The 17220-nt window shown below is 76.0% G+C and carries 15 protein-coding genes; 2 read left to right on the top strand and 13 right to left on the bottom strand.

Annotated features, from left to right (window positions below):
• The first annotated feature begins 289 nt into the window (after window positions 1-289).
• Together amrS and ACFRAR_RS08060 are read left to right on the top strand one after the other, a co-directional pair.
• On the top strand, window positions 290-1300 hold the full coding sequence (gene amrS, locus ACFRAR_RS08055) for an AmmeMemoRadiSam system radical SAM enzyme (protein ID WP_380696028.1): 1011 nt from the start codon (window positions 290-292) through the stop codon (window positions 1298-1300).
• Window positions 1294-1527, top strand: coding sequence for a radical SAM-modified peptide, FtsH ternary system-associated (locus ACFRAR_RS08060; RefSeq protein ID WP_380696030.1), 234 nt, complete (start codon window positions 1294-1296; stop codon window positions 1525-1527). The genes amrS and ACFRAR_RS08060 overlap by 7 nt, the downstream gene beginning before the upstream one ends.
• A gap of 25 nt (window positions 1528-1552) precedes the next feature.
• On the opposite strand, the gene ACFRAR_RS08065 is transcribed toward ACFRAR_RS08060, so the two are convergent.
• From ACFRAR_RS08065 to ACFRAR_RS08125, 13 genes are all read right to left on the bottom strand, one after another.
• Window positions 1553-4699 carry a hypothetical protein gene (locus ACFRAR_RS08065; protein WP_380696032.1) on the bottom strand — a complete coding sequence of 1049 codons (3147 nt, stop codon included), beginning with the start codon at window positions 4697-4699 and terminating at the stop codon, window positions 1553-1555.
• Window positions 4696-6339: a hypothetical protein gene (locus ACFRAR_RS08070; RefSeq protein WP_380696034.1), complete on the bottom strand. Its 1644-nt coding sequence runs from the start codon at window positions 6337-6339 to the stop codon at window positions 4696-4698. The genes ACFRAR_RS08065 and ACFRAR_RS08070 overlap by 4 nt, the downstream gene beginning before the upstream one ends.
• A complete protein-coding gene (locus ACFRAR_RS08075; protein ID WP_380696036.1) occupies window positions 6332-7018 on the bottom strand; it encodes a hypothetical protein in 687 nt (228 codons plus the stop codon). Before ACFRAR_RS08075 ends, ACFRAR_RS08070 begins: the two co-directional genes overlap by 8 nt.
• Window positions 7015-7293 carry a hypothetical protein gene (locus ACFRAR_RS08080; protein ID WP_380696038.1) on the bottom strand — a complete coding sequence of 93 codons (279 nt, stop codon included), beginning with the start codon at window positions 7291-7293 and terminating at the stop codon, window positions 7015-7017. Before ACFRAR_RS08080 ends, ACFRAR_RS08075 begins: the two co-directional genes overlap by 4 nt.
• 7 nt (window positions 7294-7300) lie before the next feature.
• Window positions 7301-8038 carry a hypothetical protein gene (locus tag ACFRAR_RS08085; protein ID WP_380696040.1) on the bottom strand — a complete coding sequence of 246 codons (738 nt, stop codon included), beginning with the start codon at window positions 8036-8038 and terminating at the stop codon, window positions 7301-7303.
• Between the two features lie 90 nt (window positions 8039-8128).
• Window positions 8129-9304, bottom strand: coding sequence for an AAA family ATPase (locus ACFRAR_RS08090; protein ID WP_380696042.1), 1176 nt, complete (start codon window positions 9302-9304; stop codon window positions 8129-8131).
• Complete coding sequence (locus tag ACFRAR_RS08095; RefSeq protein ID WP_380696044.1) at window positions 9301-11163, bottom strand: ATP-binding protein; 1863 nt, start codon at window positions 11161-11163, stop codon at window positions 9301-9303. The genes ACFRAR_RS08090 and ACFRAR_RS08095 overlap by 4 nt, the downstream gene beginning before the upstream one ends.
• Entirely contained in the window at window positions 11160-11999 is an 840-nt protein-coding gene (locus ACFRAR_RS08100) for a hypothetical protein (RefSeq protein ID WP_380696046.1), read from the bottom strand. Before ACFRAR_RS08100 ends, ACFRAR_RS08095 begins: the two co-directional genes overlap by 4 nt.
• Entirely contained in the window at window positions 11956-13011 is a 1056-nt protein-coding gene (locus ACFRAR_RS08105) for a JAB N-terminal domain-containing protein (RefSeq protein ID WP_380696048.1), read from the bottom strand. The genes ACFRAR_RS08100 and ACFRAR_RS08105 overlap by 44 nt, the downstream gene beginning before the upstream one ends.
• Window positions 13001-14491 carry an effector-associated domain EAD1-containing protein gene (locus ACFRAR_RS08110; RefSeq protein ID WP_380696050.1) on the bottom strand — a complete coding sequence of 497 codons (1491 nt, stop codon included), beginning with the start codon at window positions 14489-14491 and terminating at the stop codon, window positions 13001-13003. The genes ACFRAR_RS08105 and ACFRAR_RS08110 overlap by 11 nt, the downstream gene beginning before the upstream one ends.
• The gene (locus ACFRAR_RS08115; RefSeq protein ID WP_380696052.1) at window positions 14488-15564 is read right to left on the bottom strand and encodes a ThiF family adenylyltransferase; all 1077 of its coding nucleotides are present in this window, start codon (window positions 15562-15564) and stop codon (window positions 14488-14490) included. The genes ACFRAR_RS08110 and ACFRAR_RS08115 overlap by 4 nt, the downstream gene beginning before the upstream one ends.
• On the bottom strand, window positions 15564-16349 hold the full coding sequence (locus tag ACFRAR_RS08120; protein WP_380696054.1) for a hypothetical protein: 786 nt from the start codon (window positions 16347-16349) through the stop codon (window positions 15564-15566). The genes ACFRAR_RS08115 and ACFRAR_RS08120 overlap by 1 nt, the downstream gene beginning before the upstream one ends.
• Window positions 16346-17197, bottom strand: coding sequence for an effector-associated domain EAD1-containing protein (locus tag ACFRAR_RS08125; protein WP_380696056.1), 852 nt, complete (start codon window positions 17195-17197; stop codon window positions 16346-16348). The genes ACFRAR_RS08120 and ACFRAR_RS08125 overlap by 4 nt, the downstream gene beginning before the upstream one ends.
• Window positions 17198-17220: the final 23 nt, after the last annotated feature.

The following is a 17220-nucleotide window of genomic DNA, read 5'->3' on the forward strand; positions in this document are numbered from 1 at the left end:
GGCAGCGAAGGGGCGACGTCACGGGTGGGCGTCACGGGTGGACGTGGGAACGGCCCTCGACGACGAGGTGGGGAGGCGCCGTCCCCGTGCCCGTGGGACGAGTCGCCACCGGCACCGGCACCCGCGACGCCCGCACACCGGCCCGCTCCCTGATCCGTCGCTGCCCGGCCCACGGGGAATCCGTGCGAACCGGCCCGGAAACGGTGGGGAGTTGGCAGGATGGGCGTGTCGTGCGGCGGGTGCGCGACGGTGCTCCTGACGGAGCGGAGACCGGAGGTCGGGGAGCGGGATGGAGTGGCGCCCGGCGGCGTTCCACAAGCCGATCGAACATGATCTGATCCAGTGTCATCTCTGCCCGCTGCGCTGCGGCCTGCGGGACGGCGAGGATGGTTCCTGCCGGGTGCGCCGGCGGCGCGGGGGCGGCCTGGAGACGGCCGCGTACAACACGAGTGCGGTCCACGTGCAGGCCGTCGAGCGCAAGCCCCTGTTCCACTTCCGCCCGGGCTCGGAGGTGGTGACGATCGCGCCGCCGGGCTGCACCTTCCGGTGCGACTACTGCGTGAACCACCGGGTGTCACAGTACGGCCGCGATGCCGACGCCATGGTCGAGCACACTCCCGTGCGGCCCGGCGAGATCGTGCGGGACGCCGCCCTGCGCGGTGCCGCCGTGGGCCTGTCGTACACCGAGCCGTCGCTGGCGGCCGAGGTCACGCTCGATCTGGCCGCCGCGGCGGCGCCCCTGGGGGTGCCGCTGGTCTGGAAGTCGAACGGGTTCCTCACCCCTGAGGCCCTGGACGTGCTCGCGCCCGCCCTGGCGGCCGTCAACATCGACCTCAAGGCGGCCGACGACGCGGCGCACCGCCGCCTCACCGGAGCACCGCTCGCCCCGGTGCTGGAGACGGTGCGGGCCCTGCACTCCGCGGGCGTGTGGGTCGAGGTCTCGACCCCGCTGATCCCCGGGGCGAGCGCGGAGCCCGGGGAACTGCGGCGGATCGCCGAGTTCGTGGCCTCCGTCGGCCCCGGGATCCCCTGGCACGTGCTGCGGTTGAGCCCGGCCTACCGGATGCGGTCGGTGTCCCCGTCGTCTCCGCAGGCGCTGGCCGAGGCCGTGCGGATCGGTCGGGCGGCGGGCCTGCGGCACGTCTACGTGGAGCGGGCGCTCGGCGACGGAGGACGCGCGACCCGGTGCCCGGGCTGCGAGGCCGAGGTGGTGCGGCGGGGGCTGTGGCGCCTCGAGGAGAACCGGCTGCTGGACGGCCGCTGCCCTGACTGTGCGATGCGACTGGAGGGACGATGGTGAACGACCGGGAGCCGGCGCGGGGAAGGTACCGGGTGGTTCCGGACCTCCCGGACCTCATCGAGCCCGAGGAGTACCCCGACCATCCCGACGGCCGCCTGGTCCGGCTGCGGATCACCTTCGGCCCCGAAGGCGTCGAGGTCCTCGGCGACGCGTTCCGGCCGGAAGTGTTGGAACGCCTCCTGGAGAGCCTCGGTCCGGACGACATCGAGCAGATGATGTGCGGCTGACGGCCCGCAGCCCGGCGCCGGGGGTTCACAGGGCGGCGAACACCTCGTCGAGTGCCCGGAGCAGTTCCGCCGGGCCGGAGGTCGGCGCCAGCACCCAGCAGCGGTCCTCGCGCACCGGCACCGGCCGGTCCGGGTAGTGCACCCGGACGGCCACGGCGCCGGGGACCGACAGGGCGGGCTCGAAGGGGTGCGTCAGCAGGACCGGCGTGGGCGGTCCGGTCACGGGGTCGTGGAGCTGCCCGGCCAGGACGCCGAGTTCGGCCAGCGCGCGGTCCCGGGCGGGCGGCCCCGGTGCGGACACGGACCACAGGGCGGCCAGATCGCCGGCCTCGTGGAGCCGCCGCGCTCCGGGCGGTCCACCGAGCGTGACCAGGCCGACGCCGCGCCCCGCCAGGATCAGCCGCCGCGCCAGCAGATGGGCGAAGAGACGCAGGGCGGTGCCCACCTGCCCGTGGGCCGCCGGCGTGTCGTCCAGGACCAGGACGGCCGGGCGCAGCCGGTCCGGGGGCTGCGCCCGGCGGGCGCGGTACAGCAGCGCGTCCTGGGCGAGCAGGGCCTCCCAGAGGTCTCCGGGCAGGGCGAGCTGTGACGCGAGCAGCCGCTGCGGCGGGCCGTGCCGGGCGAGCTCGCCCGGTGCCGCCGCTCCGGTGGCGGCGTCGACGCTGTCCCCGGCCCGGCCGGGACCCGGCACCCCCCACCGGGGGAGCCGCCGCCCCGCCGCGTCGACCGATCGCGCCCAGGGCTGCCGGAGCAGCCGACGGGCGAGCCCGGGGTCCTCGCGGACGGCGTCCGGACCCAGCAGCAGCACCAGCGGCAGCAGTTCGCGGTGGAAGTACCGCAGCGCCTCCCCGTACCGCTCCGGTGACACGGACCCGGGTGGGACGGCCGTCCCCTCGCCCCCCAGCCCCCACAGCAGGGCGTCCCGCAGCTCGCGGGGGCCCGCGGTGGTCGGGGCGGCCGTGTTCCGGTGGCCCGGCAGGTACGCGGCGATCATTCCCACCAGCGCGGGGTGGGTGGAGCGCGGCCAGGCGAGGGCCCGCAGGGCGGCCGCGGAGCGGTGCTCCCACAGCGGGCGCAGGTCGGCGGGCGGGTTCGGGCGGAGCAGTCCGCCCAGCGCGGCGAGGTCGGCGAGCGAGGCCCGCGCCCCGGCGGCGGCCGCGGCGACGGCGAGGTCGGCGAGCGCTTCGGCGGGCACGGGCAGTGGGGCGGCCGGCGCGGAGGACCGGCCGTGCCGCAGCGACCAGAGGCGGACCGGCCCCGCAGTGTGGGCGGTGGTGAGCCGTCGGCCGTCAGGGGACCACCGCGCGCTCCACAGGGTGCCCTGCTCGGCGGGCGGGCCGGGGAGGGTCAGCGCGACGGTCCTGGCCGCCACGTCCCACAGGTCGACGGCGGAGCCGTCCGTCCCGGGGGCGGCCAGCAGGGATCCGTCCGGTGACCAGGCGAGCGTCGCCGACCAGCCCAGCCCGCCGGACCGGCCGAGCCGGTACCGCGGCCTCCAGTTCCCGGTCGACCACACCGTCAGCGGTTCGCGGTCGCTCGCCGGCACGGCCGCGAGGTACCGGCCGTCCGGCGACCAGGCGACCCGGGAGACGAGGCCGATCGCTTCGCTCGTCGCGTGGGCGCGGAGTTCGAAGGCCGGCATGTCCCACACGACGACGCCGCCCCCGGTGCCCGCGGCCAGCCACTTCCCGTCGGCGGACCAGGCGAGCCGGCCGACGCCGGAGGCGACCGGCCGGTGCTGCCGGTCCGCCACCGAGCCGTCCGGGTCCAGTCGGTACAGGACGACGGTGGCGGGCCGGCTGCCGCCTTCCGGCACCGCGAGCAGCGGCTCCGTCAGCGGGGACCAGACCGCGCCCTGGCCGCCGTCCAGGCGGGCGGTCTCGCGGCCGTCCCGGGCGCGCAGCACCCGCACGGTCCCGATCTCGTTGCGGGTCGAGACCGCCAGGAGGGCCCCGGTCGGCTGGACGGCGATCTCCAGGCAGCCGGAGGGGATCCGGGCCTCCCAGGGCGGCCCGGGATCCCCGGCCGCGCGACCGGGCTGGTCCGGCGGGACACCGGTGCGCGTGCCGACCGGCCGCCGGACCAGCCGTCCGGGGCCGTCCGCGAGGTAGACGGCCCGGCCGGTCGGCAGCCAGCCGGTGTCCGGGATCCCCGGTACGGTTCCCGCGGCCACCAGGTCCTGATGGCGTTCCACCTGCGGGCGCGGGCCGTCCGGCCCGGGCAGCGCCCGGCCCACCGAGGCGCACATGGCGGCCGACCAGAGGCGCAGCGGTCGGCCGCGCCGCCGGTCCGGAGGGTTCACGCCGGACTCGGTCACCGCCCAGAGCTCGGCGCCGCGCGGACCGTTGAGCAGGAGCCGACCGCACCGCGCCAGCACGGCGTCGCCGCGGGTCCGCGGATCGCCCGCCCATCCGGCGGCCGGGGTGCGTCCGCTCGGGTCGACCACCGACAGGCCTTCGCCCGCCACGGTCGCGGCCACCCGGCCGTCCGGCAGGACGGTCAGGGCGAGGACCCGGCCGGCCGGGCGGGCCACCGGAACGGCCGGGCCGCCGCGCCCGTCGGTGCGGTGGACGCCCTGGTCGTCGGCGACGTACAGCTCCGCCCCGTCCGGGGACCAGGCCGCCGCGGTGATGCCGGACCGGTTCCTCAGGCCGCCCCGGACGAGTCGCCGGCCGTCGACGTCCCACAGCTGCAGGGTGTGCTCGGTGGCCCGGCACAGGACGTCGCCGCCGGGCCGCCAGGCGAGGTCGACGGTCCGGTCGGTCGCCGGGAGGTGGTGGGCGCTCCCGTCGGCGAGGTGGACGACCGCGACGCCGCGCTCGGCCGGGTAGGCCACCCGCGAGCCGTCCGGGGAGATCGCCAGACGGTGGGCCCCGGGCCCGGGCGGCAGCTCCGTGGTGAGCGGCCGGTGGCGCCCGGTGTCGGCGTCGAGGAGGTCGACGGTCCCGGCGCGCAGCAGCAGGATCTCGTCGCCGTCGTGGCTCCACGAGGCGTCGACGACCTGGTCCGGGTAGTCCGGCGCGGGCGGGGGCGCCGTCCACACCGGTCGGTCGTCGTCGTCGCGGCAGCGCAGCGCGTCCCGGTCGCAGAACAGCAGGAGCCTGCCGTCCGGGGCGAGGGCCAGGGCGCGGCCGTGGGCCCGGCCGGCGGAGAGCAGCGGCCGGGCGGTCACGGCTCGGCCACGGCCTCCGCCGCGGCGCGTTCGTAGAGGTGGCCGGCCCGGCGCGGGTCCCCGGCGAGGCGGTAGCACTCGGCGGCCTCGGCGTAGCGGCCCTCGGCGTGCAGCCGGGTGGCCCGGGCCAGCAGGTCGGTCGGGTCCGCCGGTGCCGCACCGGGCGGGGCCTGCACCGAGGCCGCGCCGAGCAGTTGCTCGGCGGCCGCGAGCAGGGCCCGGGCGGTGGGGGACAGGCCCGGTGGGCGCTGCGGCGGGGCGGGCGGCGCCCACAGCGTCCAGGCCGGGACCAGGTGCGTCAGGTCGAAGCGGTGGAAGCCGTCCGGCCGGGCGACCACCACGGTCTCGGCGTCGAGCCCGAGCGTGCGCACCAGCGCGCCGGGCGGCAGGGCCGGGGTGAGCACGTGCCCGGCGTCGACGAAGCAGTTCCCGACGCCGAGCCGGTAGCAGGGGTCGCCGAACGGCAGCGCCGCGATCAACGGGGTGGGTTCGAGCAGGAGGTGGAGCCCGTCCCCGAGGAGCAGGAAGGCCCGTTCGCCGAGCGGACGGCCGGGCAGGTAGCGGCGCAGCAAGTCGAGCCGGCCGTCGTCCAGCAGCACACCCGCCACCCGTTCGTCCGGGGCTCGGCCGGGGAGCACCCGCAGCCGGTCGAACGGGGCCGGTGGCGGCGCGACCGGGGCCGGGGCCGCGGCGTGGGCCGGTAGCGCCGGAACGGGGCCCGCGGGTACGGCGTCCGCGAGGTGCAGTGGTTCGCCGCACACCCGCAGCCGCTGGGGCGGCAGTTCGGTTTCCTCGGTGACCAGCCACAGCTCGCCGTCCGGGACGGCCGCGGGCAGCGGAAGCCGCCTGCCGGGCAGCCGGAGCCGGAGGTCGAGCAGCAGTCGATCGTCCGAGCCGTCCGGGCCGCAGACCGCGGTGCGCGGCAGCCGGGCGAGTGCGCCGACCAGGCGGGCGGGCAGCGCCGCCGCGGTGCCGCCCTCCCCGGGGGCGGACAGCAGGAGGAGGTGCGTCAGGGTTTCGGCGGCCTGCTCCCGGCCGCCGTGCAGCGGGCCGCCCACCACCGGGAGCAGGGATGCGTCGACCCCCGCGGCGGCCGCCCTGCGCAGCGCGGACGGCAGGAGCTGGGGGACGGTCAGGACGGCCACCCGCGCGGGCGCGACCGCCGGGGGGACCGACGAGACCGGGCAGCCGGCCGCCAGCTCCAGCGCGTCCACCGGCACTCCGGCGAGGACCGTCGGGAGCGCGAGGTCCCGGCCCGCCTCGCCGCCGACGATCCATTCCCGGGAGACGGCCGCCGGCCGCCCGCCGGCCGCCCGGATCGGCGCGTCGGCGGCCAACGGCCCCAGGGAGCTGAGCAGCCACCAGCGGGCGGGTTCGGTCCGGTAGCAGGCCCACCGTTCCCCGCCCGCGCCGGCCAGCGCCGATGCGCAGGCCAGCGCACCCGCCGCGGAGCCGAACCGGCCGGCCGTGCGCCACGGCGGGGGCCCGGTCGGTGCGTCGGGTGCGGACGCACCGGGGCCGGGGACGGCCCGGTCGGGGGCCGCCGGCCGGTGGTGCGCCGCGAACGGAGGCTCCTGCGGGGGCGTGGCGGATCCGGAGCGCGACCACGACCATGGGATCCCGGAGGGCCGGTCAGCCACCCGTGCCTCCCGTCCGGGCCGGTGCGGTCTCGGGCGAGGGCAGTCCCCAGGTTCCGCCCAGGTGTTCCCGCGCCCACTCCCGCCACTGGTCGAGCAGTTCAGGATCGGTTCCGGTCCGCTCGGTCCGCCGCCAGACCGCCGCGAAGAGCCGGCCGCCCAGGTCGAGCCGTCCGGTCCGGACGGCGGTCTCCAGGGACCAGGCGAGCAGGGTCTGCCGTTCCTGCCGGTGGTCCGGGCGGGAGAGCCGGTCCTCCGCGAGGGCCAGCGCCCGGACCGCCGGGCCCGGGTCGGCGTGCTCGGTCCACTCCTGGAGTCCGGTGGCGAGGGCGAGCCGTTCGGACGGGGCACCGGCCGCGACGGCCGCGGCGAGGAGGTGTCCGGCGGGCCGGCCGACGAGCAGCAGTTCCCAGGCGGCGTCGAGCGGCCGGTCGTGCTCCGCCCAGCAGGCCGCGGCCCGGTCGGTCAGCCCCAGGGCGCGGAAGCAGCGGGCCGCCTGCTCCGGGTCGCCCGCCAGCCGGTACGCCTCGCCCGCCCGCTCGGTCTCGCCCGCCCGCACGTACACGTCGGCGCTGGTCCGGAGCCGGCCGAGCGCGTCGTAGCAGCGGGCCGCGTCGGTGTACGCGCCCGCCTCGACGAAGCACTCGGCCGCCTTGCGCAGCAGTGCGGTCCGTCCGGTCATCGGTCGCGCTGCCGCTGTGGCTCGACGGAACGGTCGTCAGGCTCCTCGTCGAGCCAGGGCCGGCGCCCGCCCGGAACCGGCGGCGGCTCGTCGGGCAGCACCTCCACGACCCCGGGACTGCGGGCCATGACCCCGCCGAGCTCACCGGCGATCCTGTCGTGCTCGGCCTCGTGGTCGTCGCCCCGGCGCCCGGCGGCGGCGTCGACGTCGTCCACCTGGAAGAGTTCCACCTCACCGGTCCGGGTGTTGAGGCGGACGTTCACACGTACCCGCATGTCCGGATCACCCCTCGATCTCGAACTGGATCTCGATGACGCCGTCGCCCTCGCGCTGGTCGAGGCCGACCGCACCGTGGGCCAGCGCGTAGGCCACGATGGCGCGGCGCTGGGCATCGGCGAGCACCGAGTTGACGGCCAGCAGCGCCTCGTCGCGGAGCTCGTCGAGCCGGGCGCGGTTGCGCTCGTCCAGCTCCTGCCGCCGTCGCTGTTCGGCGGCGCGGTGCTGTTCCCGGGCGGCCCGGTCGGACCGGCTCTGGGCGTCCCCCGCGAGCCGGTCCTCGGCGGTGGTCCGCTCGTCGCGGGCCGCGGCGGCCACCTCGGCGGCCACGGCGGTGAGCCTGGCCGCGAGGTCGGCCTGCGCCGCCTCCTCACCCACGCCGCGGCCGAAGGCGTTCCCGGTGACCGTGCCGGAGTCCTGCAGCCGGGTGGTGACGGTGGTGTCGACGGTGTCGCTGAGCCGGGCGACCACCCGCAGGGTGCCGTCGGCGGGGTGGTAGCGGACCTCGCCGGCGTCGAGCGTCAGGAGGAGTTCGGCGCCCTGGTCGCTCCAGCGGTCGGAGGAGCGCAGCCCGGCCTCGAACGCGGCCCGGGTGGCGCGGGCCAGCGAGCTGCCGAAGGGGATCGTGGCGGCGAGTTCGGAGGTGACGTCACTGCTGAGCCGCGCGGTGCGGGAGACCTCGGCCTCCCAGGCCTCGGCGAGTTGACGTGCGGCGGTGATGATGACCCTGCGTGGATTGCACATGTGTTCCCCCGACGGGTTCCCTCTGTGGTCGGACGATCTGATGTTTCGTCAAGTTTATTGCGAGACAGTCGATGTGGTGGATCCCCGAGGTCACGGAACGGTCCACAGCTCCATCACCCGATCGATCCGCTCCCGCACCTCGGCGGCCCGGTGCCTGACGTCCGGGGCCCCGTTGAGCAGCTCCAGCCGGATCTCGTTCAGGCCGCGCAGCACGCGCTCCATCGCGGCGTCCGTCGAGTCCGGGCCGACCTGGCCCGCCAGGAAGCGGGCCCGGGCGACCAGGACCTCCGCGTCCGGCGCCGTGCGCATCGGGTTGCCGCCGTCCTGCTCCACCCGCTGGTCGACCAGCCGCCGCACCGTCTCCGCCTCGTCCGGGTCGCTCCAGACGTGGGCGAGCGGCCACAGGTCGCGCGGGGAGGCCTCGTCGGCCTCGCGCAGGGTCGCGGCCGAGGCGACCAGTCCCATCCCCCTGACGATCCGCCGGTCGGACAGCCGCACTCCCTCGTCGAGCAGTTCCCGGACCAGCTCCGTGTAGCCGGGCACCACCTTCTCCAGCCGCACACCGAGCCGCCGCCGGTGCAGCCGGTCCAGGTCCTCCACCCGCAGCGGGAAACCGGTCGGCTGCGCGGGCCCGGCCAGGAATCCCTGCTGCGCACCGCGGCCCAGACGGGACTCCACCAGCGCCTCCAGGTGGCGCCCGGCCACCGGGGCGACCTCCGCGCGCAGCAGGAAGCGGTCGGCGAACGCGGCCGTGGACGGGTCCCGGGGCAGCGCGTTGTCGGCGCCGACCAGCGTGACCAGCGGGACCGGCCGCGACTCGCTCCCGTCGTGGAACACCCGCTCGTTGAGCACCGTGAGCAGGGTGTTGAGGATCGGGCTGCCCCCCTGGAAGATCTCGTCGAGGAAGGCGATCGGGGCCTCCGGGAGCATCCCCGCGGTGCGCACCACGTAGGTCCCCGCGCGCAGCTTCGCGACGTCGACCGGGCCGAACACCTCGGCCGGCTCGGTGAACCGGGTCAGCAGCCGCGTGAATACCGGGAGCTGCATGCCCTGGGCGAAGCGGGTCACCAGCTCGGTCTTGCCGGTCCCCGGCGGGCCGAGCAGCAGGACGTGCTCCCGGGCGATCAGCGCGACCTGCAGGATCCGGAGCACCTCGTCCCGGCCCACGAAGTACTGCTCGACGGCGCGGGCCACCCCCCTGAGCCGCAGGAGCGACTGGCGCTCCAACTCCTCGCGGTCCGGCCGGCCCTCGTCCACCACGTTCATCTCCTCGCCGCCTTCTTGTCCCGGTGCGACTGCAGCACCTGTCCCACCAGCGATCCCAGCCGCCACGCGTCCGGCTCCTCCTGGCGGTACACCAGGCCCACGTACGCGTCCCGCACGATCGAGCGCAGCTCGTCGCCGTTGCACAGCTCGGCCGCGTTGGCGACCATGTCGAGCAGTCCGTGCCGCTCCAGCCGGGCATCGAGGCCGTAGCGCTCGGCGTGGTGCCGCAGGATCGCCCGGCGGGCCTCGACGTCCGGCAGGGCGATGGACAGGCTCTGGAAGCGGCTCGGGCGCAGCAGCGCCGGGTCGATCATGTCGATCCGGTTGGTGGTGCCGATCACCAGCATCTGGACGTCCGGCCGGAAGCCGTCCATCTCGGTCAGGATCTGCGCCACGATGCTGTTGCCCGCACGGCTGGCGCCGTCGCTGCGGCCGGAGCGCTCGGTGGCCAGGGCGTCGAACTCGTCGAAGACGATCACCGACGGGGCACTGCGCCGGGCCGCCGCGAACAGCTCGCGGATCTTGCGCTCGCTCTCGCCGACGTACATGTCGGTCATCTCCGGGCCCGACACCACCTGCACGGTCGCCTTCATCTCCCGCGCGATCGCCTTCGCGAAGAGGGTCTTCCCGGTCCCCGGCGGGCCGTGGAAGATGAAGCCGCGCGGAATCAGCTCGCCCTGCACCTCCCGCCGCAGACCGCTGTCGTCCCGCCGACGGTCCTGGATGATCCGCAGCGCCTGGCGGATCTGCGTCTTCACGTCCTCGTAGCCGCCGATGTCGTCCAGCGTGACGTTCGGCAGCTCGAAGTTCTGCGACTGCTGGGCCTTGAACTCCAGCAGGGTCTGCCGCAGGTCGTCGACGGTGGCCGGCTCGGGCCCGGCGTGCCGCTGATGGGCGTACCGCATGGCCTGCCGCAGCCGCACCGGGCTCATCCCGGCCACGTACTTGAAGAACTCCTCGGCGTCGAAGCCGCTGAAGTGACCGGCCTCGGCCTCGGTGACCAGGGCCTCGCAGAGCGGGAGCTCCGTCCCGGGGGAGCGCGACACCTGGGGCGGCATGCCGGACAGGCCCACCCGAACGCTGAACCGCTCGACGAGGACCTCGGGCAGCGGCAGGGCGGTGTGGGCGAACGCCAGCACCAGGCGCTCGGGGAACTCGTACAGGAGCTCCACCAGGTCGCGGCCCTCGGCGTGGACGCTGATGTCGGGTCCGCCGGACAGCAGGTCCAGGTGGGGCAGGACCAGCACCTCGGTGTGCTTCAGCTCGCGCAGCATCTCCCGGAGCCGGGCGAGCCGGCGCTGGCGGGGGTTCATGCCCACGCCGGCCAGCACGTCCTCGGCCGAGGCGGACGCGTCGGGCGTCACGGCCTCCGGCTCCAGCAGGACCGGCCGCAGCTCGGCGAGCAGGCTGATGGCCTCGTGCAGGTGGCGGGTCAGGGTCTTCTCGCAGACCACCAGCACCGGAAGGCGGTTGCGGAGCAGCGAGGCGATCTGCTCGATCTGCTGGGCGTAGGTGAGCCGGACGGCCTCCGCCTCCTCGATCGACTCCGGGTGGCCGCGGGCCGCGAGCCGGACGGCGGGCTTCGGCCCACCGGAGGGAGGGGCGGGCGGGGGTGCGGCGGGCACGACCTCGCCGGGGACCGGGTGGAGCACGGCCGAGGGCGGCAGCTCGTCGAGGGAGCGGAACTCCACGGCGAAGTCCTTCCACCGGCAGCCGTGCAACTCCTCCGGGAAGGGGGCGAGGAGCCGGAGGCCGCGGCCCCGCAGGGCCTCCAGGATCGGCGTGTCGTCCCGGACGCCGTGCAGCGCGGCGCCGCGCCGTTCCGCCGACAGCACGATCGTCAGGGGAAAGAGGCTCACCGGGGCACCCCTCCGGTCGAGTGACGACGGAACAGCCCGATGCCGGGCCGGTGGTCCACCAGCAGCGGGCGCGCCCGGAGCTCCACCACCCGGTTGCGGTGGATCCAGGCCAGCGGCCCCCACCAGGCGCACAGCGCGCGTGCCCAGGGGTCGTCCCCGGCGCGCAGCAGGCCGTCGGCGTCCCGTACCAGCCGCAGTGTCCGCGGGCCGTGCCGGAGCAGTGCGGTCTCGTAGACGTCCAGGACGAGGTGACGGCCCTCGGTGGTGCGCCGGTGGCCCTCCAGCACATCGGCACGCCAACCGACCGTCGCCGCCGAGTCGGGCTCCGGTTCCGCCAGGGTGCGGACGACCAGCCGGCGGGTGTCGGGCCGCAGCAGCAGCCGGTCGAGGAGTGCACCGCATTCGTCGGCGCGGTGCGGCCGCGGGTGCGTCAGGACCTCGGTGAGCGGGGACCGCGCCACCAGCAGGTCGGCCAGCTCCGGGTCCAGGCGCAGCCCGGAGGCCGGGCTCAGCGCCCAGGAGACCAGCCCGTGCCGGGCCAGCAGTTCGGCGCCGCCGGCGGTGGCCCGGACCTCGTTGACCAGCCTGGCCGCCCGCGCCACCGGGTCGGGGCGGGTCAGCGCGGCGGCGAGCAGCAGGACCTCGGCCCCCGGCGGCCGCGGCTCACCGAGCGGCGGGTGCCGCAGGCCGAGCCGGGCCGCGGTGACCGCCGCGAGCCGGGCCGCCGCGGCCGCCGGGTCCTCCTCCGTCGGCGGCCGCCAGGAGACGGCCGCGAGCGACGGTCCCGACGGCTCAGCGCAGGCCGAAGCCAGCAGTCGCGAAACGGACCGCTCCATCACGCTCATCGCGGCGTCCCAGCGGGCACAGCAGCAGCTCCTCGTCCCTGCGCGCGTAGCAGCGCAGCACTCGGGCGTCCTCGGTCAGGTTGATCAACGCGGCCACCTGCCAGGGACGCCGGAAGGTGTCCAGGTGGAGGTCCACGTCCGTGGTGGAGAGCCCGAAGTCGTCGGTGGCCGGGAAGAGATGGGTGTGGTACCAGCCCACCAGCCGCTCCCCGGGGAAGCGCTCCGTCAGCTCACGGCTCATCTCCCGGAAGGAGTCGCCGGTGAAGGTGAAGTGGGTCCGTGAGGCTCCGGAGAAGCGGGCCGGCAGGACGTGGTGCACGACGACGATCCAGCGTTCCGGGTCGTCCGGGTGCCGGAACGGCTGCCCCGACAGGAACCCGCCCTCCTCCAGGTCCCGCGAGAACCGCAGGCCCCGGCCCAGCTGCCGGGCGGCCTCGGGTGCCAGCAGCGCGGTGACCTCCGCGGTCGTCCTGACCGGGTCGATCCCCCAGTCCCCGGGGTCGAAGGGCGGCAGCTCGGGCTCCTCGGCGCGCCGGACGGTGAACGCGGGCGGCGACGCCGTCCCCGGGTCGACGACGACCGCGCCGCTGACCTCGGGGACGTGCCTGGCCGGCGGCTCGGCCCGGGCGGGGACGATCTCGAAGGCCCAGTTCTCCTCGGCCGGGTCGAGCCGGCGCGTCAGCGCGACCAGACCGACGGCCAGGGACTCGTTGACCGACCGGGACTGCTCCAGGACCACCCGCCCGCCCGCGCGGACCCGGACGGCCAGCTCGCCGAGCTCACGCCTGAGGTTGGTGATCCGGGGCGGACCGAGGATCTCCGAGTGGTCCGGGACGGCCCGCAGCGCGACCTCGATCAGCCACGGCTCGCCCGGGACGGCCTGCCCGGACAGGACCGGGGCCAGCGACAGCCTGAGGACGGTCCGCAGCGCGCAGGAGTGGCTCGGCACCAGCCGGGGGCCCTTGAACAGCCGGACGTCGTAGGACCGCTCCTCATCGCTCATCGAGCGCGCCCCTGCGCCGGATCCGGATCGCGGTCGACGTGGCGTCGAGCGACTCGGGCTCGATGTGCGGGACGCCGTCGTCGTCCACCAGGAGGGTCTTCCCGCCGAGCCGGGCGATGTGCGCCTGGCCCCGCGGCGAGCGGGCCCACCCGGCGGCCTCGTCGTTGACCCAGCCGCCGCCGCCCTCGTCCGTGTGGAGCACCTCGTAATTGACGTAGCGGGCCATGTCGACCAGGATCTGGCAGAGCCGTCCGAAGTCCATGGTCGGCTGGTACGCGGCCATCAGCTCGCCCAGGCACACCATGCCCTCCGGCGCGCTGGGGTGGTCCGCTCCCGTCACGTTCGGGTGGAACACCGGGCTCTCCCAGAGCACCAGCGGCGCCCGCAGCGGAAAGTCGTCGCCGAGCACGATCAGCACCCGGTGCTCGCCCGCGGGCAGCGGATCGTCCCCCAGGTAGCGCGGCGGGGCCAGGCCCACGGCGGTGAACTCGACCTCGAACTCGGTGGGGAAGGTGACGTCGTCGATGTGGACGACGGAGAACTCCTCGCTGTGGGCGGCCGCGTAGCGCTCGATCTCCCCCCGGACCCGGTGCACCGCGTCGAACCGCAGGGGGAGGGGCGCGCCCGCGGTGGACTCCGGGAACACGTTGAGCGTGTCACCGTTGCGGACCCCGGAGGAACCGATCGGGAGCGCCGGGTCGAGCCGCACGAAGCTGCCGTCCGGCTGGAGGTGGTCCACCACGGTGCGCCGCCGGCGACCGCGCCGGTCCCGCGACGCGGAGTCCTGGTACTGGCCGAGCACCGCCTGCGCCACCCCGCCGGCGGTCGTGGTGCTCGGCACGTCGGGGAGCTCGAAGGGCGCGTGGTCGGGTCCCTGGATGTTGATGCCGAGCAGGCGGGGCCGGTGGTCGAAGTCGTGCTGCTCGACGGTGCCGTTCCGACCGCCGGGGTGGCAGCCGAGCTCCTTCCTGAGCCGGGCCACCCGCTGCTCGTCCCAGTGATGGGTCAGCGCCATCGCCAGCTGCACCTGCTGCCCCCGGCCGTGGTAGATCAGTTCCGAACCGGGATCCGCCCGCTCCACGGTCTGGGCGAACCAGACGGCCGTCTCCTCCTGGCCGATGTACACGAGGGTGGGGTACGGCGGCTCCGCGGGGACCGCCCGGCGGGGTGACGGCGGAGCGGCCGACGGTGTGCCCGGATCGGGTTCGATCGTGTTGCCCAGGTCGTCCAGGCCGAGCTCCCGGCCGGCCTCCCGGTACACCCGGTTGTCCGGCCATTCCCGTATCAGCATGGCGATCAGCTTCCGGTAGCCGTCCCTCACCCGGCCGCCGTCCACCTGTCGCAGCACGTTGTCCCAGAAGTCCGAGGCCTTGCCGCTCTCCGGGATCTGGCCCTCCGGAAAGCCGATCGCCCTCAGCAGCATGATGCCGTCCTTCACCGACACGTACCGGCACAGCTCGTCGTAGAGCTCGGTGTTCACTGCGCGACGCCTCCCCAGCCCGTTCCGGGCCTCAGTTCCAGATAGCGCGACAGGGTCCTGCCGCGGTCGTCGAGCACGGGGATCAGCTCGCCCGGCGGGATGCCCAGGCTCCCCAACGACGCTCCGGGGTCCGCCGCGCGCAGCCTGGTGGTGGCGGGCACCGGTGATCGCGATCCGGGGGCGCTGAACCCGGCCCAGCTCATCGGCTGCTCCGCCGGGCCGACCAGGTCCAGCAGGGCGGACACCGGATCGTCCACGGTCAACGGCACCGCCCGCACCAGGCCGTCCGGGACCCGCTCGTGCAGGGGGCAGGCGGGCGACGGGTCGCCGCGCCCTCCGACGGTGGTGACCAGCGCGGTGCCGGACAGCGGATCGAGCCGCATCGCGCCCTCGGGAACCGGCAGGCCGAGCAGCAACCGCACCGCCCAGAGGCCCAGTTGGGCGCCGACGAGGGCGGAGACCGGTGCCGACGCGGCCTCGACGCGGGCCGGCCCGGGACTCGGCGCGGTGCAGCTCCACGGGTCGTCCCGGACCGCCAGCTCGCGGGGTGTCGACCCGCAGCCGAAGCAGGGGCCGCCGGGGCGGAAGTGCCGCACCTCCCCGCCCCACGGGTGGGTGCCGCCGTCCAGCATCGGCGCCGCCACCAGATTGACGCGGGAGGCCAGTTGGATCCGGGCGGCCCGGCTGTCCAGGCAGCTGACCACCAGGTCGGCGGCACGCAGTTCGGCCAGCCCGACGCCGGACAGCAGCGGCGCGCGGCGCGCCGTCGTCGCGACGCCGGGCGCCAGCTCCGCCAGTGCCGCCGCGGCGACCTCGGCCTTGGGCCGGCCGAGGTCGGCGGCGCGGAACAGCACCCCGCGGCTGAGGTTGCTCTCCTCGACGCTGTCGGGGTCGCAGAGCAGCAGCCGGCCCACACCGACCGAGGCCAGCAGCCGGGAGACCTCACTGCCGAGTGCGCCCATCCCGACCACCACGCAGCGGGCGGCGGCCAGCCGCTCCTGGTCCCAGCCGGGGACGGCCCGCTGTCGGGAGTACAGCTCCGCGGAGCCCGCGGCGGGGTCGCGGTCCGTCATCAGGGCTGCCCCCCGCGCTCGACGAGGAAGGTGAGACAGGACTTCCGGCCGGGGGTGCGGCTCCAGTGGTCGTAGCACATGAGTCCCTGGGCCGGATCGCGGTGGATGGCGCTCATGCAGGGCTCGGACTGGCCGCAGGGGCAGTGCACCACCACCTCGCCGGTGCGCAGTGTCGCGCCGCACACCCAGCACGCGAAGCGGCGCTGGTTCGCGCCGCCCGGTACGGACTGGTCGAAGCGGGCCAGCAGCGGGTGTCCCGGGTCCAGACGGGACAGCCGCAGGCCGTGCTCCGGCGGGTACGCCGCGTCGAGGCCCTCGTGGAACTCGGCCGCGGCCCGTGCGGCCTCACCGGCCCGCGGGTGCGCGTCCGACTCGGACGTGCAGAAGTCGGCGTCGTGGTGGCGCAGCAGGAACTCCTCGGTGGGGCTGCCGACCAGCGCCACCGCCTCGCCGAGCCGGAACGTGTGGCTGCACTCCTGGCAGGACCGGCCCGCCGCGCCCATCTGCTGCAGCAGCCGGTCGGTGACGGTGATCCGGGTGTTCCCGGCGCCTTCCCCGGTGCCGGAGGCGTCCCCGGCGGCCGCGGCGGGCTCCGGCGCGCCGCCGAGCCCGAGCCGGAACTGCCGCAGTGCCTCCACGGCCTGGGGGTCGGCGGTCTCCTCCGCCGCGCCCTGGGCCGCGGCGGCGGCCAGCCGGCGGCTGCGCCGCTCGCGGGCGGCGGCGGCCGCGCGGCGCTGGTCGGCCGCCGCCGACTCGGTGACCACGATGACTCTGGGCGTCGTCACCCGGATCGGCCCCCGGTCCTGAGTTCGAGCTCGACGGGGCCGGTGGAGTCCAGGTCGACCTGGTGCAGGCCGAGCCGGAACGAGTCGCCGACCGTCCGGGCGTGCCGCAGGCCGGTGTAGAAGCCACGGTCGAAGGAGAGGGCGGCGGGGTCCGGGAGCCGGTTGCGGCAGGCGATCACCGATTCGACCTCGGCCGGCAGCGGTGTGGTGACCGCCCCGAGGTGGCAGGCCGTCATGACCACGGTCCGGATCCCGCCGACGGTCTCGACGATGCCCGCCAGCAGGACCGACGACATCGCCCCGACCCCGCCGTCGTCCTGCTCCAGCATGAAGTAGCCGTTCGGGGAGCCGTGACCGCCCAGGTGCAGGACCTCGGGGCGGTGGCGGAGCAGAGCCGGCAGGATGTCGGCCGGCCTGGCGGCGGGCTGGACGGCGACCTCGATCGACTGCGGGCCGGGCTGCCGGGCGGTCTCCTGGATCAGCCGTGCCTCGGCGCCGAGGCGGAGGCGGTCCTGGCCGGGGCCGGCCGGGTCCGCGAACAGGAACAGCACCCGCAGCGGCGGCCGTTCGGCCGCGACGGAGCCGCCGGCGGTGAGGCCGGGGAGCTCCGCGGCAGCGCGGAAGACGCGGTTGTCCGGCCACTCGCGGACCAGCGCGCCGACCAGGCGGGCCTGTCCGTCCACCAGCCGGCCGCCCTCGATCTGGGTCAGCACGTCGGACCAGAACTGGCCGCTGGTCCCCGAGTTCTGCGGGATCTCCGCGGGCGGGAAGCCGATCGAGCGAAGGATGCGCCTGCCGTCCGCCACCGAGATCCACCGGGCCAGCTCGTCGAAGAGCTCGTTGTTCACCGTATGCCGCCCCCTAGCCGGAT

The organism is Kitasatospora sp. NPDC056651, assembly GCF_042792155.1.
Taxonomy (GTDB): domain Bacteria; phylum Actinomycetota; class Actinomycetes; order Streptomycetales; family Streptomycetaceae; genus Kitasatospora.